The 26007-nt window shown below is 42.4% G+C and carries 22 protein-coding genes; 8 read left to right on the top strand and 14 right to left on the bottom strand.

Annotated features, from left to right (window positions below; genetic code table 11):
* Positions 1-5 precede the first annotated feature (5 nt).
* The gene (gene ggt / locus ACVW2L_RS11430; protein ID WP_457128098.1) at positions 6-1694 is read right to left on the bottom strand and encodes a gamma-glutamyltransferase; all 1689 of its coding nucleotides are present in this window, start codon (positions 1692-1694) and stop codon (positions 6-8) included.
* A gap of 124 nt (positions 1695-1818) precedes the next feature.
* Here ggt and ACVW2L_RS11435 point away from each other — a divergent pair, with 124 nt between their 5' ends.
* Positions 1819-2313, top strand: a complete 495-nt coding sequence (locus ACVW2L_RS11435) for a hypothetical protein (protein ID WP_457128099.1) — start codon at positions 1819-1821, stop codon at positions 2311-2313.
* Between the two features lie 138 nt (positions 2314-2451).
* Here the strand turns inward: ACVW2L_RS11435 and ACVW2L_RS11440 are convergent, their stop codons facing one another.
* The gene (locus ACVW2L_RS11440; RefSeq protein ID WP_457128100.1) at positions 2452-6132 is read right to left on the bottom strand and encodes a S8 family serine peptidase; all 3681 of its coding nucleotides are present in this window, start codon (positions 6130-6132) and stop codon (positions 2452-2454) included.
* A 377-nt stretch (positions 6133-6509) separates the two neighbouring features.
* On the opposite strand from ACVW2L_RS11440, the gene ACVW2L_RS11445 reads away from it, so the two are divergent.
* Both ACVW2L_RS11445 and ACVW2L_RS11450 read left to right on the top strand, forming a co-directional pair.
* Positions 6510-10253 carry a T9SS type A sorting domain-containing protein gene (locus ACVW2L_RS11445; RefSeq protein ID WP_457128101.1) on the top strand — a complete coding sequence of 1248 codons (3744 nt, stop codon included), beginning with the start codon at positions 6510-6512 and terminating at the stop codon, positions 10251-10253.
* A gap of 10 nt (positions 10254-10263) precedes the next feature.
* A complete protein-coding gene (locus ACVW2L_RS11450; protein ID WP_457128102.1) occupies positions 10264-10497 on the top strand; it encodes a hypothetical protein in 234 nt (77 codons plus the stop codon).
* Between the two features lie 32 nt (positions 10498-10529).
* Here the strand turns inward: ACVW2L_RS11450 and ACVW2L_RS11455 are convergent, their stop codons facing one another.
* A complete protein-coding gene (locus tag ACVW2L_RS11455) occupies positions 10530-11192 on the bottom strand; it encodes a DUF4136 domain-containing protein (protein WP_457128103.1) in 663 nt (220 codons plus the stop codon).
* A gap of 137 nt (positions 11193-11329) precedes the next feature.
* On the opposite strand from ACVW2L_RS11455, the gene ACVW2L_RS11460 reads away from it, so the two are divergent.
* A complete protein-coding gene (locus tag ACVW2L_RS11460) occupies positions 11330-12619 on the top strand; it encodes an HAD-IB family phosphatase (protein WP_457128104.1) in 1290 nt (429 codons plus the stop codon).
* A gap of 15 nt (positions 12620-12634) precedes the next feature.
* Here ACVW2L_RS11460 and ACVW2L_RS11465 read toward each other — a convergent pair whose 3' ends face one another.
* The 3 genes from ACVW2L_RS11465 to ACVW2L_RS11475 all read right to left on the bottom strand — a co-directional run bounded on the left by ACVW2L_RS11465 (position 12635) and on the right by ACVW2L_RS11475 (position 14889).
* Positions 12635-13114 (bottom strand): universal stress protein, encoded by a 480-nt coding sequence (locus ACVW2L_RS11465; RefSeq protein ID WP_457128105.1) that lies wholly within the window; start codon positions 13112-13114, stop codon positions 12635-12637.
* A gap of 92 nt (positions 13115-13206) precedes the next feature.
* A protein-coding gene (gene prfB, locus ACVW2L_RS11470) for a peptide chain release factor 2 (protein WP_457128106.1) occupies positions 13207-14296 on the bottom strand; the annotation gives its coding sequence in 2 pieces (ribosomal slippage) (positions 13207-14235 and positions 14237-14296; 1089 coding nt in all).
* Positions 14297-14454: 158 nt separating this feature from the next.
* Positions 14455-14889 (bottom strand): hypothetical protein, encoded by a 435-nt coding sequence (locus ACVW2L_RS11475; protein ID WP_457128107.1) that lies wholly within the window; start codon positions 14887-14889, stop codon positions 14455-14457.
* Between the two features lie 254 nt (positions 14890-15143).
* Here ACVW2L_RS11475 and pgi point away from each other — a divergent pair, with 254 nt between their 5' ends.
* Positions 15144-16790 (top strand): glucose-6-phosphate isomerase, encoded by a 1647-nt coding sequence (gene pgi / locus ACVW2L_RS11480; protein WP_457128108.1) that lies wholly within the window; start codon positions 15144-15146, stop codon positions 16788-16790.
* Positions 16791-16892: 102 nt separating this feature from the next.
* Here pgi and ACVW2L_RS11485 read toward each other — a convergent pair whose 3' ends face one another.
* From ACVW2L_RS11485 to ACVW2L_RS11510, 6 genes are read right to left on the bottom strand one after another with little or no spacing between them, the layout of a single operon-like run.
* Complete coding sequence (locus ACVW2L_RS11485; RefSeq protein ID WP_457128109.1) at positions 16893-17984, bottom strand: glutaminyl-peptide cyclotransferase; 1092 nt, start codon at positions 17982-17984, stop codon at positions 16893-16895.
* A gap of 4 nt (positions 17985-17988) precedes the next feature.
* A complete protein-coding gene (locus tag ACVW2L_RS11490; protein ID WP_457128110.1) occupies positions 17989-18357 on the bottom strand; it encodes a YraN family protein in 369 nt (122 codons plus the stop codon).
* A complete protein-coding gene (dnaG, locus tag ACVW2L_RS11495) occupies positions 18357-20282 on the bottom strand; it encodes a DNA primase (RefSeq protein ID WP_457128111.1) in 1926 nt (641 codons plus the stop codon). Before dnaG ends, ACVW2L_RS11490 begins: the two co-directional genes overlap by 1 nt.
* A gap of 3 nt (positions 20283-20285) precedes the next feature.
* On the bottom strand, positions 20286-20651 hold the full coding sequence (locus tag ACVW2L_RS11500) for a helix-turn-helix domain-containing protein (protein ID WP_457128112.1): 366 nt from the start codon (positions 20649-20651) through the stop codon (positions 20286-20288).
* A gap of 42 nt (positions 20652-20693) precedes the next feature.
* Complete coding sequence (locus ACVW2L_RS11505; protein WP_457128113.1) at positions 20694-21002, bottom strand: type II toxin-antitoxin system HigB family toxin; 309 nt, start codon at positions 21000-21002, stop codon at positions 20694-20696.
* A 35-nt stretch (positions 21003-21037) separates the two neighbouring features.
* Positions 21038-21895, bottom strand: coding sequence for a DMT family transporter (locus ACVW2L_RS11510; protein ID WP_457128114.1), 858 nt, complete (start codon positions 21893-21895; stop codon positions 21038-21040).
* A gap of 172 nt (positions 21896-22067) precedes the next feature.
* Here ACVW2L_RS11510 and asnS point away from each other — a divergent pair, with 172 nt between their 5' ends.
* Positions 22068-23504 carry an asparagine--tRNA ligase gene (gene asnS, locus ACVW2L_RS11515; protein WP_457128115.1) on the top strand — a complete coding sequence of 479 codons (1437 nt, stop codon included), beginning with the start codon at positions 22068-22070 and terminating at the stop codon, positions 23502-23504.
* An 88-nt stretch (positions 23505-23592) separates the two neighbouring features.
* Positions 23593-24072: an SRPBCC family protein gene (locus ACVW2L_RS11520; RefSeq protein WP_457128116.1), complete on the top strand. Its 480-nt coding sequence runs from the start codon at positions 23593-23595 to the stop codon at positions 24070-24072.
* Positions 24073-24090: 18 nt separating this feature from the next.
* Here the strand turns inward: ACVW2L_RS11520 and ACVW2L_RS11525 are convergent, their stop codons facing one another.
* Positions 24091-24624, bottom strand: coding sequence for an ABC transporter ATPase (locus tag ACVW2L_RS11525; protein WP_457128117.1), 534 nt, complete (start codon positions 24622-24624; stop codon positions 24091-24093).
* 86 nt (positions 24625-24710) lie between these two features.
* Here ACVW2L_RS11525 and ACVW2L_RS11530 point away from each other — a divergent pair, with 86 nt between their 5' ends.
* A complete protein-coding gene (locus ACVW2L_RS11530; RefSeq protein ID WP_457128118.1) occupies positions 24711-25184 on the top strand; it encodes a hypothetical protein in 474 nt (157 codons plus the stop codon).
* Here the strand turns inward: ACVW2L_RS11530 and ACVW2L_RS11535 are convergent.
* Complete coding sequence (locus ACVW2L_RS11535; protein ID WP_457128119.1) at positions 25179-26000, bottom strand: (Fe-S)-binding protein; 822 nt, start codon at positions 25998-26000, stop codon at positions 25179-25181. The genes ACVW2L_RS11530 and ACVW2L_RS11535 overlap by 6 nt on opposite strands.
* Positions 26001-26007: the final 7 nt, after the last annotated feature.

Below are 26007 nucleotides of genomic sequence, written 5' to 3' on the forward strand. Positions count from 1 at the left end.
TTTTATCACCAGCCCAACTTAGTATCGTCGCCACGCGGATCTGCGCCGCCCTGGTAGCCATTTTGTGTTTTTAAAATAGCGTCGACATGGCCCGGTGAGCCTTTCTCAACTATTTTATATCCTTTTTGCTCCAGCGTTTTAATAGTTGTTGGTGTTAGGGCGTCTTTCTCCATATCAACCTTATCCGGCAGCCATTGATGGTGAAAACGCCGTGCCGCAACCGCTCCCTGCATATCCATATTAAAATCAATAACATTCAATACAGTTTGAAAAACCGAGGTAATTATGGTTGAGCCACCCGGCGTGCCTACCACCATAAACAGTTTTCCATTCTTTTCAATTATCGCCGGCGTCATTGACGACAACATTCTTTTACCGGGCTGAATGCTATTAGCTTTTCCGCCCACAAGGCCGTACATATTAGGCGTGCCGGGTTTTGAACTAAAATCGTCCATTTCGTTATTCAATAAAAAACCTGCCCCGTTTACCACTATTTTTGAGCCAAACGTACCATTTAAAGTAGTTGTTATAGACACCGCATTACCCTCTTTATCAACAATAGAATAGTGAGTGGTTTGGTCGCTTTCATAGCCGGCGAATGTCCCGGGTTGTATACTGCTGCTTGTTGAAGCCTCTTTCCAGGTAAAACTGCCCATACGCATTGTTATGTATTGGGGTTTCAACAGGCTATCAACAGGTACTTTGTAAAAGTCAGGATCGCCTAAATATTTAGATCGATCCGCATAAACGCGTCGTTCCGCTTCTACCATCAGTTGCACCGTCGAATCTGCATTATAACCCCAGTTGTGCAAAGGGTATTTTTCTACAGCTTTAAGCAGTTGGAGTAACGCTATTCCGCCACTTGATGGCGGTGGCATAGAAATAACGGTGTATTCTTTTCTGTAAGTGCCCTTAATGGCTTTACGCCAAACCGAGTGATAGGCAGCAAGATCGGCTTTTGAAATTAGTCCGCCGCCTTGTTTCATTTCATCCGCAATCTCGTTTGCAACTGTGCCGTAATAAAAGCCCGCCCTGCCTTTGTCGCGTATCAACGTCAGTGTTTTGGCCAGATCTTGTTGTATCAGCAAATCACCTTGCTGCCAGGGGGTATCTTTTATAAAATATTTCTTACCGGGGTTTTGCTTTGTAATAGATGCTTGCAAACCATTCAGGTCCCCTGCCAGGCGCCGGGTAATGTTAAAGCCCTTTTGCGCCAGGTCTACAGCCGGTTGTACAAGTTGGGCCCATTTTAATTTGCCGTATTTACGATGCGCCTCTACCATACCATCAACCGATCCCGGTACACCTGATGCTTTATGTGATGTTAAACTTAACCCTGTAATAACATTCCCTGAAGCATCCAGATACATATTTACAGATGCCAGCGCCGGTGCTTTTTCCCTAAAATCAAGCGTGTTTGTTTCTCCCTTAGCCGACCGGAACACCATAAAGCCACCGCCGCCAATATTGCCGGCCTGAGGATAGGTAACGGCTAACGCAAATTGTACCGCTACAGCTGCGTCTACAGCGTTGCCGCCTTTCTTCAAAATATCAAGGCCAACTTTGGCAGCATCGGGATAAGCGCATACCACCATGCCGTTGGCGTACGCTTCATTTTTTTGCTGCCCTTTAACCGAATTCAACAACAAAACCCCTATAAAAATTATGAAAAGCCTGCGCAAAAAAAATCCCATTATAACAGTTGTTTAAAGCTTCTGCAATATAAAAAATATCGGCCGTTTAAATCTCGCCACAGCAGGATTGCCCCAATTTTTCATATAAATTACCATAAATTGAAAAAAACGACGTTATACCAGCATGAAAAGAGCTTTTTATATTCTACTTACTTCGCTATTCCTGTTATTCATCACTACAAAATCAAATGCGCAGGATTATAAATGGGCCGCCGGCTTAAAATTTGGCGGCTATGAAAGCGGCATATCAGGTAAATATTTTATGCAGAGCAGGGTAGCGCTTGAAGGCATTATTGGTTTCCGCAGTCATGGCGTAGTATTAACCGGCCTTTACGAGATTCATCAACCGGCATTTAGCGTTGATAAATTAAAATTTTATTATGGTTTTGGTGCCCACTTTGGTTCTGTCGGAAGACGGGAGAACATTTTTTTTGCCAGCGCGGAAAATAAATATTATGATGCCACTTTATTGGTAGGAGCCGATGCTGTTTTAGGTTTGGAGTATGTGATTCCAAAATCGCCTATAGCAGTTAGCCTTGATCTTAATCCGCGTGTTGAATTAGCCAAAGGACCATTTTTTGACATTGCACCCGGACTGGGAGTTAAATACACTTTTTAATTTCGAATTGCGATGTTCGATTTTCGGATGTTTGGGTGGGCACAAGAGTTTGCTTCCAATCAAATTTCTTGTTGTCTACAGGAGATTCGAATAATAAATCAAAACAAATTCGAAATCGAATATCCGAAATCCGAAATATTAAGGAATTATTATCACTTTATGGCTGTAGCTTTTTTGCCCAAGTATCACCCTTACCGTGTATGTCCCCGGCGACTGGTGTGACACATCTATTGAAGTGCTAAAGCTACCGGCAGCTATAGTTTTTAACTGGGTATATACAATTTTACCGGCGCTGTTAATCAGGTTAAGGGTAAGCTGCTCCGCGGCTTTTGTTTCGAATAATACATTCAAAAACTTACTTGCCGGCACCGGGAAGGTGGCCAATCCAATCTCCGTGCTTTTATCAGGATTTAAGGCTTTTAGTGCAAACACAAAATTATCAGACAACAAGGTGCATCCGCTGGTTAGCAGCACACTAACGGTGTAACTCCCGCTCTGAGTGGGGTTATATGTCTGCCCGGTGGCCCCTTCAATCAACTTTCCATCTAAATACCACTGATTTCCTGTTGCAGCGCTTGAACTTAATGTTGCTGTAGAAGTTTGTGTTATAACAGGTTTAGATAAATTAACGGCAACACGCTGATCAGATGCGCAACCGGTACTTTGTACCCGCATATCATAAAAATAGTAGTAAAAGTTTTTATAATACTCAGTATCTGTACTGGATGCAGGCGTGGCATCATTACCTGTAATGTTGAATATATCGCCTGCTTTAAAAGGATAGCCCGTAATGCCGCTATTATTTCTGAACAATGTGGCATTCCCTTCAAAAACAACGCTAATGGTGTATTTACCGGCTGCAGGCAGAGTAAGATTAAGGTTGTAAACTCTACCCTGGTCGTTCGGATCATTAGCCAATTCGCCCGGTGCAGGGTTGCTGCGTGTAGCGGCAGCATTTATAGTTTTGGTTGATACTATTTGCCCGTCGGTATTGCTTACATTAAAGGTTATTAAACCTGAATTACCGATATACAGTCGCGCACTTTGTATCACAACTGGTACCGCCGTAGTTACAAAAACCGAAGGGGTAAACTGATTATAACCGCCGCCTGAAAACACATTCTTGGTAGCCGGACCAACAGACGCTTTAAAGTCGTTTAAACCTGCGTAGTACGTGCCGTTGGCAGGCGCCTGGCTGGTAGTAAGGTTTTGTCCGTAAGCAAATGGTATCGCATCATTGGCATTCAGGTACCAAAAAAGCTGCCCGTTTCCGGCACCCGTTAACAGGTACTTTTTTGTATCAGTACAGTATACCGCAGAAAGATTAGTTGGCGGCGGAGATACAAGCGTTTGCGTAATTACAGATGCGCTATTGTTAGTTATGATAATATCATTGGGCAAGTTGGCTGCGGCTGTAATAGTATAAGTGGTTCCCGGCACTGCATTAAATATACTGTTAAGGGTAAAATTGTCCTCAGCCAGTGGGGCCAGTGTGCCCGGGTAGGTTTCGTTAAACGTAGTTGTAACATTATCGGCAGTTTTAACAGTTACCGTTACCGGGATACTACTTGCCGGCATGCTGCCAAAGTTTTTGATCTTTACGGTAACAAGTGTCGTACCGCTACAAGTGCCTGATGTTTCAGGATTTACAATTGCTGTAATACCGGCATCATTGGCGGTTTGCAAAAACTGAACGCGATAGTCTTGTGTTTCGCCTTTGGCATAGCTACCGCAGGCTTGTATGGACGATGCATCGTTAGTTTCTGATAAAACAATCCGCATTATACTATAGTTGCCTGCTGTAACGGTACCAGGCACTGTAATATTGCCATTAAAAGTAGCGGTACCATTAATAACGTTAGTTGTGGCCGCCAGCTCGCTTGTTTCAAAAATTCCGTTCCCGTTCCAGTCAATAAAAACTTTGGCAGCCTTGTTAAAGTTATTGCCGCAGGTACCCAGCGTTAAATTCAGGGGATAAGTTTTGCCGCGTTCTAACTGTACAGTTAATCCTGTATTATCTGTGTATGATGTGCAGCCTGACCCGGCAGCATAGTTTACATTGGATAATGTTAGCTGGTTAATGCGCGAATCTGCAGACGATAAAGGTGCCGAAGCGCAGTAAGCGGTGCCACCAATACCGGTAATGATTATTGAGTAGAGCTGCGAACCTTGTAACGTTCCTTTATGCGATACGGTTATGGTATACGTTTTACCGGGTTGGGCGCCGGGTATATATACCTGCTCAATATTATCGCGAATGTTATCTCCGGCTATGGCGGCTAATGTTGGCTGTAAAGGATCAAGCACCCAGGGACGGAATGTAGTTGCGCCGTCTGTAATACGAATATCAAGGTCATTTACCAGTTTAGGCGTACGATTGTTTACCGTGCCATCAGCTGTTGGTGTACCCTGAACATCAGTCCACGAAATAGTTGCCATCAGTTCGCCATTGCCTGATGCTGTTACGGTAAATGTTTGTTGCTGGCCCTGCGTAAGTACCAGCTCTCTAATACTACTTTTAGCGCCGTTATCTGTAATTGCCTGCGCAGCTTTAGGCATGTTTAGCAGGCCCCAACCATAAATATAATCTGGCCCGGCATTGCCGGCATCAAAAGCGGTATGGCATGCAAGGCCCTTTAAAGTTGCCGACCGCATAAAATTACCGGCATTTTTTTGCGCATAATACTCTTGCAACAAGAGTAGTGACCCCGTTACATTTGGCGCCGCAAATGAAGTTCCTGACAGCGCACTATAAGATGCTGTGCCATTGCTGCTTGTTGACAGCATATTCACACCATCGCCCACCAGATCCGGCTTTATCCGCCCATCATCTGTTGGGCCCCAACTGCTAAAGCTGGCTATGCTTATGTCGCTGCTTGATGTAGGCCCAAACGGCAATGGGTTAATGGCGCCAATAGTCAATATATTTTTGGCGTTTGCGGTAACACTTATAATATCATATCCATTGTTGCTGCTTATAGTTGCCGGGCGCGGCCCCTTATTAACAAAACTTTGGTTAGTGGCGCTTGAATATCCGTAATAAGTTTGGCCAACTGCAGGCCCGTTACTGTCGCGGCTATTACCCGCCGATTCAACAATTAAGTAATAAGGCGCATTGTAGGCTATCTGGTCAAAATCGCGGGTGCGGGCGCTATAAAAACCAAACTTATAATCAACATTATCGCCCGGCAAACCAGACCATTCCCACCTCAGGTCAGTGGTATTATAATTCCAGCCAGCTACTTCACCGTAGGAGTGATTGGATAACAACAAGTTAGACGCAGCGGCGCTCATTTCTGCAACGTCGTTATTAAAATCAAAGGAAGACAGTGTGTTAGCGTTAAAGGCCATTCCGCGCGAAGGCGCGTAGATGCCTTTTGCCATGAGGGTGCCTGCAACATGCGTTGCATGATCTATAACAGCCGCATTATCGCCAAACGTGATGGTTTTTCCGGTAAATTCCTGGTGGGTGCTCAACACCCGGCCGCCATCCCATATGGCCAACTTGTTGTTTAAAAAAGTACTTGATCCTGATAAATTTAAGCCTGATGAACCACCGGGCTGCACTTGATTAGTGCCGGTTGTAGCCGCGGCTATTGTATTGTTATGTGTGACAAGGTAAATAGGGAAGCCCAATGAATCAATGCCCTGAAGAGAAACGATGCCGCCATTTGGGATCTGCCTGGTTATTGCCCATCCCCTGTTGGGCGCCAGGGTTAATGCGCGTTGCTGCCCCTGCAAAAATTTATTATTGGCATTAACAGCAATGCCGTTAAGTTGCAGCCTGTTAGCGTCTGTCACCAGCGGGCGCTGGGCCATTGCGGGCTCAAATAAAACACAGCAAATTAAGAAGCAAAGCCCAACGTAACGTTTAATCATACACCATATTAACCGCAACTTATAATGTAAGCGGGAGTTAACAAGTTTCTGCATTTTAAATCAGATTAAGAAATTTTTAATCTGTTAAAATGGGGAAATTTACGGGCAATAAACACCTCAATACGAGCAAAATATTACCCTGGCTCGTTAATACATGAATTAAAAACTTTACCTATCTTTATTAGCAAAATCCTTTAAAAATCAGCACACAGCGACATTTTAAACCGCTTAAATTAAAATCACAACAACAGGTGGTTTTTCTGGATTAAAAACTATGCCAGCATTATTTTTGCTTATTGTATCGGTCAGTCTTGTTTATGGTAAAAAAAATACTTTTTAAATTATTTGCCGCTGCTCTATTCTTAGGATGTATGTTTTGCTTTAGCGGAGCGGTGGGGCAAACTATCACCTGCACCAGTGATTTTGATTTCACAACAAGTTCCACTTTAAGAAACGGTTTAACTTCGCAGGTTTTATATGGTGTGAATATGACCGTATCGTCAAATTTAACATTGGGAACTTTGCAGTTTTCGAGTAGCAATAATAAAGCTAACTCTTATTTTGATTCAGGTATTTTAAAAATGTCAACTTCCGGCTCGTACGCAACTGCCACTAATGTATCAGGAGCCACAGTCGTCATCAATGGAGACGATATAACCATTACGGGATTTTCCCAGGCGATGTCTACAGGCACCACATATACCTTTTACTTAGTGGCAGATTGCGTTTTTCAATCTTATGCAACGCTGCCAAGCACTACTCAGTTTAGCATGTCATTTGTAAAGGGGCCGGGTTATTTTCCCAGCTATAGTTTATCCGGCGCGGCTTTAGGAACTACTTATTCGTTAGCCAAGCCAATTGTTTCGGTAACTAATTTAACCGGCGGTTTAACTACTGGTACGCTGGTGAATGGTCAAACCGGTATAGTTGTTTTTGGATTTTCGGTAACAGTAACCGGTGCCTTACAGGTTGATCAATTTGCTATTACAAGTGCTAATAACGCGCAAGCAATCTTTACTAACGCAAAATTATATAGGTCCACCACGTCAACATCTTTTCCAACAGGTTTTGGCTCGTCTATAGCGGATGGAGTAATTAATAGTACAAACACAAGGTTTTCCTGTACCGAAAATTTTCCTGGGGCCGCTACTACAGTAAATTATTTTGTGACAATGGATTATACAGAGCTTTGTCCTGCTTCAAGTACCATCCAATTCGCAATAGGTACTGCACAAAGCCCGGCATTTATAATCGCGCCAGGTTCTGTTAATTATCAGTCGGGCAATGGTATAACTGGTTCAAGTTTTAATATCGCTAAAACCATAAATTGGATAGGTGGGCAAGCGGGCGGTTTATGGAATGACATGGCCAATTTTGCTACATTATGCGGCCCTGCACCAACCAGTATTAGTAATTTTGATGTAGTTCAGGTTGGCGTAGTAACTTTTACAAATCAACCAGTATTCACTGCAAATACAACTTTAAGTCAAATTATATTCGGAAAAACTAAAGCAGCTTCATTAACCACCGGGTTATTTACCTTAAATAGCGGTATTAGTACTACAAATGTTGGTGCTGCCGGCAATCCAACTATAACAGGAACGGGTGTGATAACCATTCCCGCAGGAGCCATCTCGTCCATAGCCGCAAGTACGACCTTAACGTCTTCGGCTCCAATTACTAACTCAACCACCATGAATATTGCCAGCGGTGGAAGTTTGATTTTGACGGGAGCAACAACTGCGCTCATCAATAGCGCTACAACGGGCATTATAGACAATGCAGGCACGCTCACCGTGCCTAATACCGGGACAAGTACAAATGCGGGAACAGTTAATATTACGGGAACGGGCGGTGCCACTTACGCGGGAGCGTTAACCAACAGCGGCACCATGACAAATAGCGGCAGCGGATCTGTGGTTGTAACCGGGGCATTCTCTAATTCAGGCACTGTTACGGCATCATTAGGAACATTGGATTTTAACGGTGCTACTTTCACAAACACCGGTACGATAACTCAATCTGGCGGCACCATAGATATTGTTGCAGCTACCATTAGCAATACCAACCCGGGTACTTTTACAGCGTCAGCAGGAACAGTCAACTTGAGTTTAGGCGGTGCGCAAGCCATTGACAATACCAACAGCACGACTCCGGTTACGTTTAACAATTTAATAGTCAGCACTTCAGGTACAAAAACTTTAGGAGGCCCAGGTACATTTAATGTTAGGAGCAGCGGAGTTGTAACCTTAACAGGAACAGCCATATTAGCTGCAGCAGGTAGGCTTACGCTTAAGTCAGCCGCTACCGGTACGGCATCTGTCGCTCAAATCCCATCAGGTGCGAGTGTAACGGGCAATGTAACGGTCGAGCGATATTTTAGCGGCGGAGCTTTAAGTAACAGAGGCTGGAGATTAATGAGCTTTCCTGTAAACACCAGTGGAAATGCTATTCCTCCTACCAGCAGCACTGTTTCGAGTTTCACCAGTTTAAAAACAAACTTGATAATAACAGGTTTGGGTGGAAGCGCAAGTGGTTGGGACCAGCCAAGTGGATATACTGCCAATGGCCCAACTATTTTACTTTACAGCAACACCGGTAACGGTAGTTTTACTGTACCTACTACATTTGCTTCTACTACCAGCAAGGCCGGGCAAGGGTTCTACTTTTATTTTAGAGGTAACAATAGTAGTCCTCTTAGTAAACTGGTTAAGTCAGGCGGAAACTTTGCTACCCCGGAAGCGGGCGTTGTAGGGCTACAAACAGGCGCGATTAACCAACAAAATTTTAGCTACCCGCTGTTAGCTACAGCTGCGGGTACAAACACAGGATATAATCTCTTGGGCAATCCTTATCCCTCGGCTATTACTGTTACAAATGCAGCACTTAGCGCCGGGCCCGCCACTGGTTTCTTTTATCTATATACGCCAGGTGGTAGTAGCATGGGGCCAGGGGTTACAAGTGTCAGCCTCGCAAGCGGGCAGGGTTTTTTTGTTAAGGCTACCACTGCGGGCAATTTGAATTTCACGGAGGCGATGAAAACTGCAACGCAACCGATACCGCTACTAATGAGCACTTCGCCTGTAATTCAAAAAGAAGGCTTTATAACAATGCAAATGGTACAGGATAGCGCTAACTATGACGTTACGCTGCTACGTTTCTCTAACGATTATAACGAAAATTACCTTAACACGGAAGACGCGGACGATTTAAGCGCAAACGGTCAGACAGTGTTTTTAGGGGCAATGACAGCCGATAAACATCTGGTAAGCACAGCGTCGCAACCATTAAACAAGAAAAAAACAGCTGTTTCTTTAAGTGTTGATGATGACTCAAGCGGGGCCTTTACCTTGAATAAAATGAACCTTACGGATATTCCTGACAAATATGATGTATGGCTAAAGGATAATTACAAAAAAGACTCTTTAGACCTAAGAGCCAACAGTACTTACAACTTTGATATTGATAAAAATAACGCTGCAACTTTTGGAAACAATCGTTTTGAGGTTGTTGTAAGCGTAAAAACATTACCTCCGTACAAGTTGATAACATTTAACGGGCAAAGAGCCTTAACCGGCAACGTGTTAAAATGGAGTACGCAAAACGAGTATAATTATACTTATTTTCAAGTAGAGAAAAGTTTAGACAATAAAAACTTTGTGGGAATTGACAATTCTATATCGGCATCGACCGGAAATTACAGTTTCACAGATCTTTCAACAGATCACTTAGTTTATTATCGCCTTAAACAAACTGATATTTATGACGTGGTGACCTATTCTTCGGTTATAGTAGTAGTACAACCTACAGAAAATGCAACATTTAGCGTGTTTCCAAATCCGGTTAGCGATATGCTGCAGTTTAACATAAAAGCGGAAGTTAAAGGTTCAATAAAAATGTCAATTTACAATTCGGTAGGCAGGATAGTTAGATCATCACAATTTAGTTCAAAAACCGGACAGGAGAATTTATCATCGCTGATACCCGGCCCATACACTGTTGAGCTTTTTGATAATGGCGTTAATAAAGTAATTGCTACTTCAAAATTCATCAAGCTTTAAAATATATCTTATGCAAAAAATCTGGAAAGCCTTAGCGCTGTGTAGTTGTTTTATATTTATAAGCCTTGCCACATTTGCAGGCGATCCCATCCCATGTTCCGGAGATCCTGATGATCCGGGATATGATCCAAATGGTTGCGCAAATGTACCCCTTGATAATTGGCTGATAATTTTGGTTATTGGCGGTTTGATATTGGCTACCTGGTATTTACATAACAAACAAAAAAAGGAAGCTATTGCGTAGCTTCCTTTTTTCTGCATAATCCTATCTATTCTTTACCTGGCGCGATCTCGGTTGTATCGCACACCGCTCCCACCCGCAGGTGCCGCCGATGAAGGAGCTAAACTAAGTTGGTTCAATATTCCTGCAACAACATCAGGTAAGGCATCAACATCTTTTTGGCGGTCTTTATGCACTTCGCCAACACCAAAGCCGCGCCAAACTACCTGCTGAGAACGCCTGTCTATCAGATCAACTATCAGTGTACCTTCTTTGTAATGCTCGCGTTCAATTGAAGTACCCCCATAAGCAAATGGCGCACCGAAAGCATAATAATTAGGTCTGTACCAGTTATTCCAGGCTATACCGCCATAACCCCAGCCGCCATAGTTATAACCAAAACCACCGCCATAATAATTGGTGTAGTAGTTAGTACGGCTGCCTCTGCCTACAACGCTTGTATAACTCACCAACAAATCTGGGTCGCGCTGTCGCAGGTTTAATCCTTTTTGGGTAAGGGCTTGTGTTGCAGCATCTTTAATTTTTGTATCGGCTACTATGTTGTTTTCTGATGCGGTGCCGTTTTCTGGCGGCATCCAGGCAAACGTTCGGTAAGCGCTAAGGTTAGTTCTATTTAAACCCGCAACATAATAGTTATAACGCGTTGAACATGCAGATAAAGTGATAACTGCCAATGCGAAAAAGAGCAATTTTTTCATAGCTATACATCTTTTTTATATGCTGATTAGACAATTGAATAAGCGAAGGTTTAAGTGTAACTGAACATTTATATAAGTTTAGCCACAATCACTAAAAAACGTCGAGCAAAAATTGCACCTTTGCATATCCCAAAAAAATGAGTCAGTATTTTATAATAGATTTCGACAGCACATTTACTCAGGTTGAAGCGCTGGACGAACTTGCCAGAATATCCTTAAAAAATCATCCCGACCGCGAAAATATATATCAGCAGATAGAGGATCTTACCAATGCATCAATGGAAGGCCGCTTGTCTTTCAGCCAGAGTTTAGAGAACCGTGTTAAACTTTTACAGGCCAACCGCGAGCATTTAAAACTGCTGATAAGCCACCTGAAGAAAAAGGTTTCTACCTCCTTTTCGCGCAATACTATTTTCTTTAAAAATCATCAGGACGAGGTACTTATCGTATCCGGAGGATTTAAAGAATTTATCATCCCCGTAGTTACGGAGTATCATATTAAGAAGGAAAATATTTATGCAAACACTTTCGTGTTTGATGATGATGGTAACATAGTAGGATACGATCGTGAGAACCCGCTATCGCAGGAAGGTGGAAAAGTAAAACTGCTTAAGGAATTGAAACTTGAAGGTGATATATACGGCATAGGGGATGGATACTCAGACTTCCAGTTAAAGGAATCGGGTATGATAAAAAAGTTCTTTGCCTTTACAGAGAATATAGAAAGAAAATCAGTTGCCGAAAAAGCAGATCATATTACGCCAAGCTTTGACGAGTTTTTGTACATCAATAAGCTGCCACGTGCTATATCATATCCTAAAAACCGCATAAAGTGCCTTGTTGTTGGTGATATTGAAGAAGAAGCCCTGGCGCAGATGCGCAAAGAAGGTTATAATTTACGCGTACGCGAAACCATTGAGGAAAAATACTTAGAAGAGGCCGGAATACTGTTTTGCGATGAACAAAACCAGCCTACCCCTGAGCAAATAATACAAGCGGGGCGCCTTAAAGTAATTGGATGTTTTGGTAAAGTAAATCGTAAACTATCAGAAGCGGCATGCGATAACGGAGTGATAATTTTTGACGACCCCAAGCATAACCCGCGTAACGATGATTTTTTGCCTAAACGTGTTATTGCTTTTATGAATGAAGGCAAAACGCATACCAGCTGCAATTTCCCTGATCTGCAACCACCGCGCATAAGCAATGCCCACAGGCTGATACATATCCATAAAAACGTGCCGGGCATTCTGGCTAAAATAAACGAGATTTTTGCCCGCCACAATATTAATATAGTAGGCGAGTTTTTGGTTACAAACCCGCAGATAGGTTATGTAATAACGGATGTGAATACAGGTTATGATCCGGAAATATTAAATGAGCTGAAAGCTATTGAGCATACAATAAAATTCAGATTGCTTTATTAACAACCTGAGTTTTTATTATTCATCATTATGCGGTAGCGGAACAACAAATACCGGTATTGTTGCATGCCTCACCACGTGCTCGGCAACACTACCCATCAACAACCTATCAAGGCCGGTGCGGCTGTGGGTGCCCACCACAATAATGTCGGCATTAAACTCGTTGCCCGCTTCTATTATGCCATCGGCTGTATCGCCAAATTCAGTAAAGTGGGTAATCGATATGCCTTGGCCAAATTTTTCGACAATGTGTTCAACAACCCTTTTTGACGCCTGGTTTTGTATGTCCATTAATTCTACATCGTTCCCGGTCATATCCTGCATGGTGCCACCAAGCATTGGGTCCACATTGCCGGTTAGCGGCATTACAGTAGGCTCAATAACATGAACCAGCCCTACCTGCCCTTTAAAGGCGCGGGCCAATTCAAAACCATATTGTGCGGCGTGCTCGGCTATTTTGCTGTTATCAATACCGATAATTACTTTTTTGATATGCATGATTTAAAGTTTAGTGTAGCTAAATTGATAACCCTAACTTACGGTTTATGTTTTGCATGCTAAGCTGTTTAACATGCAAAATATAGATCATATTATTTGTCTCCGCCAAACTCCATTAAATAAGCTTTCAAGAAGTCATCAAGTTCACCATCTAACACGGCTTGTGCGTTTGATGTTTCATGATCGGTACGCAGATCTTTAACCAATTTGTAGGGATGCAGCACATAGTTACGTATTTGCGACCCCCACTCTATTTTCTTTTTATTACCCTCAACCTTATTAGATGCTTCCTGGCGCTTGCGCATCTCTATTTCGTATAGCTGCGATTTTAATAAGCGAATAGCATTCTCTTTATTTTGTAATTGCGAGCGCGACTCCTGGTTTTTTATAATAATGCCAGACGGTTTGTGATATAAACGCACTGCGGTTTCCACCTTATTTACATTTTGCCCGCCCGCGCCGCCTGCACGGAAAGTTTCAAACTCAATATCGCCCGGGTTTACTTCTATTTCGATAGTATCATCAACCAGTGGATAAACATACACCGATGCAAACGAGGTATGGCGCTTGGCATTAGAATCAAATGGCGATATCCGCACTAAACGATGTACCCCATTTTCGCCTTTTAAATAACCGTAGGCAAACTCGCCCTCTAACTGTAAGGTTACCGTTTTAACGCCTGCCGATTCACCTTCTTGAAAATCCTGCTCGGATACTTTATAACCGTTCTTTTCGCCCCACATAATATACATGCGCATAAGCATACCGGCCCAGTCGCAGCTTTCTGTACCACCCGCGCCGGCTGTTATTTGCAATACGGCATTCAGCTGATCTTCTTCGGCCGAGAGCATATTTTTAAACTCAAGCTCTTCAATCACCTTAACGGCAAGATCATATTGCTCCTTAAATTCTGCTTCGGTAGCGTCGCCGCTTTTAAAAAAGTCTAACATAACGGCGGCATCGTCAATTACCGATGCTACCTTCTGGTATTGGTCTGTCCAAACTTTTTTTGTTTTTATAGAGGCTAAAACCTTTTCGGCTTCTTTGGGATGATCCCAAAAATTAGGGCCAATGGTTATTTCCTGTTCTTCTTTTAGCGCATCGAGTTTCTTATCGATGTCAAAGATGCCTCCTCAGGGAAATTAATCTATCCCTTAAATCCTGGATCTGTTCTTTAGTCATGTGGCAAATATAATAAGCCCCCTCTAAATCTCCCGCAGGCGGAGACACTTTATTTATGCATCAATCAAAGTCCTCCCTCCCGGGGAGGATTTAGCAGGGGCTGCATAAAAAAACCTGCCCATTTTTAACAGGCAGGCCTCTTTAGTATAAAAAATATTTTAAGCTGCAGTAAGCTGATTTAATACAGCTTTAGTATTGCTTCCGCCAAGCATCTCTAACAGGTGGCGTAACGAAAACTCTTTATCACTCTCGTTTTTAGATTGATCAATAAGATGTTGCATAACCTGCGGAATTAACTTTTTGGCAGTTTTAAGAGCCTCTGCAGGCTCTAAGCCATAGTAGTTGTTCAGTTTATTGGCAAACTTATTAACCGTAGTGCTAATAAGCGGATTGCTGCCGTAAATGCCCGGGAACTGAAAGTACTTGATCATATCCTTTAGCTTGCCCGTTTCTATCTGACCTTTTAACACGTCGATAATGGAACTCGATGCATCATTAATAATAGCTTCATGATGCTTAGCAGGAATTAAAGGATTGTCTATAACGGCCGTCCCGGCGTTATTTTTAACAAGTAAAAAAAGTTTTTCAAACATAACCAGTCCGCTTTAAAAGGTAATTTATAAATTATTAATAAAATCGTTATTCTATTAAAAACAAAGCAAATACGTTATACAAACATTTTTTAAAAGACAATAAAATCGCCATTAAATTTAAATATAGCAATTTATTTTTGCCGTTACTGCACCATTTGAAAACGTGTTCGAATTATAATTGGCTATTAAATAAAATTTAACCCTTGGGCTAAATTTTAAATTATAATTTTGCTTCTATTAAACTTTAATCAACTATGTTGCCAAACATTAATTTTACCACTACAGCTGCCTATAAATATCTCACAGATCATTACATTGATATGGCTGCAGCAAGCATGAAAGATCTTTTTATCGCTGATAATCAAAGATTTGCCAAATTCTCGCTGCAATTTGAGGATATCCTGCTTGATTATTCAAAAAACCGGATCAATGACGAGACATTGGCACTGTTGCTACAACTGGCCAATGAGTGTAGGTTAAATGATGCAGTTGCCGCCATGTTTAACGGTGATATTATTAACGCAACCGAAGGTAGGCAGGTGTTGCACACTGCCTTGCGCAACCAAAGCAACACCCCCGTGTATGTTGACGGTAAAGACGTTATGCCTGATGTTAACAGTGTACTGGCACATATGAAAGAATTTAGCGAGGCAATAATTTCGGGTAGTTGGAAGGGTTACACTGGCAAAGCGATAACCGATGTGGTAAACATTGGTATAGGTGGCTCTGACCTTGGGCCGGTTATGGTTACAGAAGCCCTTAAAGCTTACAAAAATCATTTAAACCTGCATTTTGTATCTAATGTTGATGGAACGCATATAGCCGAAACACTTAAAGGATTAAATGCAGAAACAACGTTGTTCCTTGTTGCATCTAAAACTTTTACAACGCAGGAAACCATGGCCAACGCCAACAGCGCACGCGATTGGTTTATTAAAAGCGGCGGTGCTGACAGCGATGTTGCTAAACACTTTGCGGCCCTGTCTACCAATGCTGAAGGTGTTGCCAAGTTTGGTATTGATACCAAAAATATGTTTGAGTTTTGGGATTGGGTTGGTGGCCGTTACTCTTTATGGAGCGCTATCGGCTTATCAATTTCTTTAAGCGTGGGCTTTGATAACTTTAAAGAGTTACTGGCCGGGGCGCACGCAATGGATAACCATTTTAAAACAACTGAGGCTAACGAAAACCTACCTGTAATACTTGCGCTGTTAGGTGTTTGGTATAACAACTTTTTTGACGCCGAAACACAAGCTATATTACCGTATGACCAGTACATGCACCGCTTTGCTGCTTACTTTCAGCAGGGCGATATGGAAAGCAACGGTAAATATGTTGACCGCAACGGCGAGCCTGTAGATTATTCTACCGGGCCTATTATCTGGGGCGAGCCGGGCACTAACGGCCAGCATGCGTTTTATCAATTAATCCACCAGGGAACAAAATTGATCCCTTGCGATTTTATAGCGCCTGCACAATCTCATAATCCGCTTGGCGAACATCACAATATGTTGCTATCAAACTTCTTCGCGCAGACAGAAGCGTTGATGAACGGCAAAACCAGCGAAGAAGTTATTGCTGAGCTAAAGGCCGCCGGAAAATCTGAAGAAGAAATTGAAAAATTGGCTCAGTTTAAAGTTTTCGAGGGTAACCGCCCTACCAACTCTATATTGGTTAAAAAAATAACGCCGCGCAGCTTAGGATCATTATTAGCTATGTATGAGCACAAGATATTCGTACAGGGCATTATATGGAACATTTACAGTTTTGATCAATGGGGTGTTGAGTTGGGTAAGCAATTGGCCGGCAAAATACTCCCTGAATTAAAAAATAACGATGAAGTATCGTCGCATGATTCATCAACAAATGGTTTGATCAACCAGTATAAGGCCTGGAGATAGGCCCTGCCCCCTAACCCTCTAACGGGGGATAGCAAGCAATAAAGAAAAGCCGTTCAAATTAATGAGCGGCTTTTCTTTTTTTAAGAGTACGGTTGTAAGAAATTATTTCTTTGAGAAGGAAACTTGAAACAACTTATCCCAAAACTTTCCGGTAATAAACATGCGTTTGCCTTTTGCATCCCAAGCTATGCCATTCAGCACATCAGCCTCCTTATTGCGTTTCTTTTCCGGATATAAACCAGACATATCTATTTTTTGTAAAACAGCGCCCGTTTTTGCATCAATTATGATGATATCATTCGTTCGATAAATATTGGCGAATATTTTGCCATCGACATATTCCAGCTCATTTATTTCGGCTACCGGCCCCTTGTCATCATATACATCAATAAAACCGTTTTCCTGGTAGGTATCTTTATTCAGGAACCAGATACGGTTTGTACTGTCGTCCATTAAAAGTTTTTTGCCGTCAAACGTCATGCCCCAACCCTCAAGCCCAACTTTGTTTTCAAAGGTATTAAGCAATTTAAAAGTGCTTTTATCATACACATAACCTATCTTTTCGCGATACGTAAGCTGAATTATCTTATCACCCACAATAGCTATTCCCTCAGCAAATACTTTAGGGTCATTTTGTATTGAGTGTAAAACCTTACCGCTAACAAGGTCAACTTTGCGTAAACTTGAAGGGCCTAAAACAACATCGTTTGGCGGTGGATCAAGATAACCACCATCACTTTCGTACAGATACCCATCATAATACTGCAAACCTTCTGTATAAGAAGAAATATCATGCGGATACACCTTCTCTACAGTAAAGCTAAGCTTCTCGGGCGCTTTGGCAGCCAGTAACACTATATTAGTAGATATGTCCTGGCTTTCTCCCAACTTATATACCTTGGCAGTAATAGTTTTTGGACCGAGGGGTAAAGTATCGGTTTTAATTACAATTGCTGAAGCATCCTTTTTTAATGCTACAGTTGTTGATTCAATAAAATACACAATGGAATCAGGCACCATGTCGGTTGGGTAATTTAACTTTACAGTAACATCAGTTCCAGCTTTAATGGTGGTACCGGCATCTGGCGAAATGGTTATGTCCTGTCCTTTGGGCTTCTCTTCGTTACATCCAAAATTACATGCAAAGATGATGAGCAATGCGGCAGCTAAATAAAGCGCGGGTATTCTTTTCATAATATTAAGTGGCGGACGGCCAAAACGCATCCTCGATATGGTTTAATTTATAATTCTCTTCGTTTTTAAATAAAATGGCAATGATGTCAAATCGTACCTCTCCCTGGTGGTTCATCAGGTAAATGTACTCATCGGCTGCATCTGCTAACAAACGTTGCTTGCGGTTGTCCACAAAGTCTTCCGGCTCACCAAACCCGTTACCTGTACGCGTTTTTACTTCGGTAAATATAATTACTTTGTCCTTATAGGCAATCAGGTCAATTTCTGCTTTGCCGTGGCACCAGTTCTCGTCCATTATCTCGTAACCCTGCTGCTCCAGATAAAGTTTAGCCATTAATTCGCCTTTGCGACCGAGATCATTATGGCTTGCCATTATTTTAATATAACAGAGCCTAAGTAATCTGATATTGATTTCTCCACCTTCTTCATCCGCATATACTGGCTAAGCAAAACATCCTGTTCTTCGGCAGTTTCGGCAACCTGCAGCTCCTTACGCAGGTTCTCTAACAGTTTGCCCACCTTGTGCATCTTTAAATGAAAGATAGCACCCAAAATAGTGGCCTTCATATTAGCCTGTTCATCGGGTACGGTTATGCGGTGCATCTCGTACCAGTTATCGCTTAACGTATATTTGGTTGCAATTAGTGTAACGGTAAGGTCAACAATATCTTTATCAGGATAATGAATAAAAAATTGCTCCTCGGGTAAAACGCCATTCTCTACCTGTTTACCGTAAATATCGACAAAGTTTTTGCAGGTAGGTTGCTCAAAATCCACATCATTCAGCTCCGCAATCATAAACGGACCTATATAGGTATTGGCAATTCCGTCCCAGTCTATCACCTTGTTGCCGTATAACAACAGTAAGCGTATTATTTCTTTTTCCTGTGTAGCCTCATCCTCGCGTTTTTCTTCAACGGCAGGTTCTGCCCAAAGGTCTTCCGGCGGGTTCGCTTCGCGATGTGATTGCTGCTGCTGGCCATCTTTTTTCGCCTTGGCCTGGCGCATTTTATTCAGTTCAGATAGCAGCGCGCGCTCGTCTATCTGTAGTATATGGCTGCACTCTTTTATAAATACAGATGCCTTAATAGAATCGGGTATTTTGGCGATGCTCTCTACTATATCCCTTATTACTTCTGATTTCCTTATGGGATCATTACCTGCTTCTTTAAGCAACAGGTTGGTTTTATAGAGGATGAAATCTTTCTTATTATCCTCAATATGTTTTTTAAAGGCCGATGTACCTACCAGTCGCACGTAAGAGTCCGGATCGTGTCCATCAGGGAACAGCACCACTTTTACATTCAGGCCCTCTTCTAATATCATATCCAGGCCACGCAATGATGCTTTTATACCGGCCGCATCGCCATCATATAAAATGGTAATGTTTTTGGTAAGCCTGCTGATAAGTCTGATCTGCTCAACAGTTAACGAGGTGCCCGACGAAGCCACCACATTCTCGATCCCTGCCTGATGTACTGATATAACATCGGCATAACCCTCTACCAGGTAGCAGTTATCCTCATTGCGAATGGCCTGTTTGGCAAAATAAAGCCCGTATAAAACACTCGACTTGTGGTAAATCTCGGACTCGGGCGAGTTTACATACTTAGGTACGTTCTTATCAGTCTTTAGCGTGCGCCCGCCAAAAGCAATAACACGCCCTGTATAACTATGTATCGGGAACATTACCCGGCCACGATACCTATCGTACAGATTGCCGTTATCGCGCTTAACAGACAGACCGCTTTCTATCAAAAACTCTGGTTGGTAGCCTTCCTTTATGGCTTGGCCTGTAAAAGCTTCCCATTGATCGGGCGAGTAGCCCAGCTCGAACTTATTGATGGTTTCGGTGCTAAAACCGCGTTCTTTAAAATAACTCAGGCCTATACTTTTGCCTTCGTCGGTATCAAGTAAACTCTCATGAAAGAACCTGGCCGCATAACCCGATACGATCATCAGGCTTTCGCGGCGATTATCTGCCTCGCGATCTTCCGGCGCTTCTTTCGTTTCCTCTACCTCAATACCGTATTTTTTTGCCAGCCATTTTAATGCTTCGGGATAGGTAAACTTTTCCAGCTCCATTAAAAAGGTAACAGCGCTGCCCCCCTTGCCTGATGAAAAATCTTTAAAGATGCCCTTTGCAGGCGACACAGTAAACGATGGTGTACGTTCATTAGCAAAGGGCGAAAGCCCCACAAAGTTGGCACCACGCTTTTTTAAAGTCACAAATTCCCCTATCACCTCCACAATGTCGGTGGCTTCCATAATGCGGTCAACGGTGGATTTTAATATCATGCGTTATTTCACTTCTGCCAAAAGAATATCAGCTGATATGCCTAAAAATTGATGTAAACCTCTCACCATTTTTAGGGTCAATTCTTTTTTTCCGGATAAAATCTGAGATACATAACTTTTAGATCCAATGATATGTTCCAGATCTTTTTGCTTTAGTCCTTTCTCTTCAAGTTTTAATTTGATTACCTCTATTGGGTCGGGGTCAGGGATATGATAATGACGATCTTCATAATCTTTTACAAGAAGTAATAAAAGATCTAACTCATCGCTTTCCGGCGTTCCATCCTCAGCGTTAAAAATTCCGATTGTCCTTTCCAGCGCAATCTTATACTCCGCTTCCGTCTTTAATACTTTCCAAGATTTGTTCATTTCTCTGTGCAGAGTTTTAAAAGCTGCGCCGCTTTATTTCAATCAGTTATATTCAAAAGGAACAGTCACTGCATCAATTTTATCATATTCCGTATGTGTACCAAACCAAATAACATATGCAGCTTGTTTTTGAAAATTCATAGAAACAATCAATCTAAAAGTATTTCCCTTTATATTGAAAATCACTCGGTTATTTCCAACTATACTTGCATTCCCGTAAACATTTTTCAAGTCGTTAAAACTATTAAACCAGGCATTTGAGATCTCGTGGTACCATGCTTTAAGCGAATTTGAAGCAAGCGGATACTTTTCTATATAAAAAAGAATAGTTCGCCTAGTAATAATGTTCATAGCACAAATATACAAAAGTTTACCAATAGAAAACTTTAAGCATTGTTAATTTTAGGTTTTAAAAACGTAATTGCAATGCCAGCCAATACTATCAAGCTGCCAACAATTTCATGCGTACCCAACACTTCATTTAATAATATTGCCGCCAGCAGGGCTGCTACCACTGTTTGGCTTAAAAGGGTTATGGCTACCTTGGTTGATTCTATAAACCTGATTGAGTAATTAATGGCCAGCCAGCCCAGCAACTGGCATATTATACCCATCCCGGCAAAATAGAGCCAATTAGAGTTTGAGTATCTAACCAACTCCTCATTATTTATTACACACATTACAAACAGAAACACCAAGGCCGCCAGCATATTATAGAACATAAAGGTAATAGTGCCCATGCGAGCCAATATATCTTTTGTAATGAGGATATATATAGCATAGAGCATGCTTGCCACTACCGCGAACACAAAACCCAGTCCAAACTGCAGGTGCAATACATCCCGCAGGCCAACCAGTATCAGCATACCGGCAATGGCTACGCCGGTACCTATCCAGAATAATTTTTCTACCTTTTTGCGAAACAGGAAATAGCTTATTAAACCAACCCATAAAGGTGCCAGATTAGCTAAAAGGGTTGACACCGTAGCGCTAATCATTTTAAGCGACAGGTTCCATAGGGCAATATCGGCGGCAAAAACCAATCCGCCAATTAGCGCCAATATCAGGTCCTTGCGCTCTACCTTTAAGTTTTGTTTGATGAGGCAATAGGGTACCAAAAATATCAGCCCAAAAAATATGCGGTAAAAAGCGCATACCACCGGCGAAGCATCTGCCAGCTTTACAAATATGGGCGAGAGCGAAATGCAGAGTATACCGAGCGCGAGGCTTAACTTTGGATTCATAAGAAGTGTAAAAGTAATATTTAAACCCAAGTCATGCTGAACTTGTTTCAGCACCCCACATGCTTTGCCCGCGTTCATGTTTGGCGGGATGCCGAAATAAATTCGGCATGACTGTTAAGTGAGTTAAATCAAATAATTGTAATTTAGCCGCTCTTAAAATTTATATACAAAAATGAGTCAGCGGATAAAGATCAAGGCGCTATTAGCAAGTACGCAAACAGGTATGGATGTTACGGTAAAAGGATGGGTACGCACCTTTCGTAATAATCAGTTTATTGCTTTGAATGATGGCTCAACCAATAATAACATCCAGATCGTTGTCGACTTTGAAAATACAGATGCCGCTTTGTTAAAGCGGATAACTACCGGCGCGGCTATTAGCGTTGTGGGCGAGTTAGTTGCCTCATTAGGTAAGGGCCAGAGCGTTGAAGTAAAGGCTAAAGAGATTGAAATTTTAGGCGATAGCGATCCTGAAAAATACCCGCTGCAACCTAAAAAACATAGTCTGGAGTTTTTGCGTGAGATAGCGCATCTGCGTTTCCGTACCAATACTTTCGGCGCGATATTCCGTGTGCGTAACAGCCTGGCTTTTGCGGTGCACCAGTTTTTTCAGGAGCGGGGGTTTGTTTATTTGCACACGCCGATCATCACGGCAAGTGATGCCGAAGGCGCAGGCGAAACTTTCCATGTTACTAACTTTGATATAGCCAACCCACCAAAAACCGATACCGGCGAAATAGATTACAAGCAGGATTTTTTTGGTCGTGCTACCAATCTTACCGTATCTGGTCAGTTAGAGGGTGAGCTTGGTGCCATGGCTTTGAGCGATATTTATACTTTCGGACCAACATTCCGCGCAGAGAATTCTAATACCACCCGCCACCTGGCAGAGTTTTGGATGATAGAGCCGGAAATGGCCTTTTATGATATTGTTGACAACATGGACCTTGCCGAGGCCATGCTGAAATACGTTATAAAATACGCGTTGGATAACAACAAAGACGACATTGAATTTTTAACGCAGCGCTTAACGGAAGAAGAAAAACAAAAACCACAGAATGAGCGCAGCGACATGAGCTTGTTAGATAAACTGCAATTTTGTTTGGATAACGATTTTGAGCGCTTGACTTATACCGAGGCAATTGAAATTTTAAGAGAGTCAACTCCGAATAAAAAGAAGAAATTTCAATATCCTGTTGAAGGCTGGGGAACCGACCTGCAATCAGAACATGAGCGCTATTTGGTAGAAAAACACTTTAAAAAGCCGGTTATATTAACCAACTACCCTAAAGAAATAAAATCATTCTACATGCGCCAAAACGACGATGGTAAAACCGTTGCCGCAATGGATATACTTTTCCCGGGCATCGGTGAGATCATCGGTGGCTCGCAGCGCGAGGAGCGCTTGGATAAACTGGAGCAGCGTATGGACGAGATAGGCATCCCTAAAGACGAGCTTTGGTGGTATCTGGATACCCGCAGGTTTGGCGCTTGCCCGCATGCCGGTTTTGGCTTGGGCTTTGAGCGCTTGGTGTTGTTTGTTACCGGCATGGGCAATATAAGGGATGTTATACCTTTCCCAAGGTTCCCTAAGAATGCTGAGTTTTAATAATTTTTGATTACGCTGATTTTGCATGGATTACACCGATTATTTTAATCAGTGTAGTCATCCAAAAATCGGTGAAATCATAACATATATGCCCACCATCGAACTCCACACCACCATCAACGCTCCTGTTAAACGGTGTTTTGATCTCTCGCGGAGTATTGATTTGCATTTGATATCCACCAAGCATACCGGCGAGCAGGCCATCGCCGGCAGGACCAGCGGCTTAATAGAATTGGGCGAGACCGTTACGTGGCGGGCCAGGCACTTTTTTATCTGGCAAAACCTCACCACCAAAATAATGGATTTTAATTCGCCGCACTTTTTTGCTGATGAAATGGTTAGCGGCGCTTTTAAATGCTTCAGGCACGAGCATTATTTTTTCGCTATTGACGGGGGAACAATGATGCGCGATGTATTTGTGTTTGAGTCGCCTTATGGTTTGTTGGGGAAGTTATTTAATATCGTAACCCTAAAAGCTTACATGACAAGCCTCCTAACGCAACGTAACGAGGTGATAAAGCAGGTGGCGGAAAGTGAGAAGTGGGGAGAAATTAATAAAACGCTATAAAAAACCTCTCTGTTCACGTTATCCGGTAACCAGGTTACCAAACAACTGCACGTGCCAGCTATCTTTAAACGGCACTTCCCATTTAGTTTCAAGCTCCTTTACATTTTGCACCAGGTTGTTAAATACTATGGTATTGCTGTTGATCTGGCCTTGTTTTAACTTCTCCTCAAAACCATTACGTGGTAATGAAAGCACCTCGTTACCCTCACGGTACGCAAGATTAAACCTGTCGAATAAATTTATGCCGAACTTTTGTTCTATCTGCTGCATAAAATGCACCGACTTATCTATAGAACAACCACTTGCGCCGGCCTGCGTTTCGTCAACAATTAATACTAAAAAGCGGTTGTATCGGATTTCTGCTTTAGCCTTAAGTTGATTGTTATGCGCTGTCCACTGTGTAGTGAAGGCGTTAAGATGTTGTTGAATTTGTTCTGTTTGCCCGGCGGTAAGTTGCCTGTCCGATTGGTAGATCCACACTCTTGAATTTTCAGAAAACTGCATGCGCAAAGGTATCAATTTATTGATGCTGATAAAAGTGATTGTTGTCATGGCAACATCATCACCTTAAATCTTATTAGCATAATTATTTGCATCTAACTATCAAATTATTAACTTCGGCACGTTCTATTATTGTAATGATAAGATCATTTATCCCTAAAGTTAAAAAAACATCACTTATTGCTTTGCTTGCGCTCTCTGGCGCGGCATGCCTTTGCTTTGTAATTGAGCAGGACTGGCTGGGTTGGAGCAATCAATGCCTGGCAACATCATATGATGTAACAGCCGATGTTAAACTCAAAAAGTTTGAGATCAATTTAACCGAAGATTCTTTTCTTCGCCTGCGCAAAACTTACCAGAACGGCAAACAGGAATATTTTTCACTGCAATTACAGCAATTGGATGACCTAACTTATTTGGGAGACAATTACAAAGGCACGCTGCGCCTTAAAACTAAAGATGACGACGTAATTGTTCAAACCTATAACGACCGAAAAGGCAATATTGATACCATGGCTACTATACTGGATATCCCCCTAAAAAATATGGAGCCCGAACGCTTGGATAGTTTACAGCGCGCTTTAAATTATTTTAAAGCAAAAGGGCTATAATCCATTTGCTCTAACGGTTATCTCCGCAATATCCAGCACTTTAATTTCCTGATCTTTATCTCGGTGCTTTACGCCATCAGTTAGCATGGTCATACAAAACGGACAAGCAGCCGCTATCACCTGTGCGTTAATAGCCACTACTTCATCAATGCGTTCCATATTGATGTCCTTGTTACCCGGCTCGGGTTCTTTAAACATTTGGGCACCGCCTGCGCCGCAACACAGGCCGTTGCTGCGGCAGCGTTTCATTTCTACCAGCTCAGTATCTAATATCTCTAAAGCCTTGCGAGGGGCCTCGTAAACGTCGTTACCACGCCCTAAATAACAAGGATCGTGGTAGGTTATTCTTTTGCCTTTAAAACTCTCGCCACCCTCTGCTTTTAGTTTGCCTTCATCAATCAATTGTTGTATTAATTGTGTGTGATGAATCACCTCGTAATTGCCGCCTAAACCCGGGTATTCGTTCTTTATTGTATTAAAGCAATGCGGGCAGCCGGTAACAATTTTCTTGATCTCATAGCCATTCAACACCTCAATATTGGTCATGGCCTGCAGCTGGAACAAAAACTCATTGCCCGCGCGCTTAGCCGGATCGCCGGTGCAGCTTTCTTCGGTACCCAACACTGCGTAGCTGATGCCTACGTGGTGCAGAATTTTGCAGATATCGCGGGTTATCTTCTGCGCCCGTTCATCAAAACTGCCGGCGCATCCCACCCAGAATAAAATTTCCGGCTGCTTACCTTCGGCGGCCATTTGAGCCATGGTGGGAATTTCGGATTTACGATTTACGACTTCGGATTTGTTTTGATCTTCCATAATTAAC

It is taken from the genome of Mucilaginibacter sp. HD30 (genome assembly GCF_054061755.1).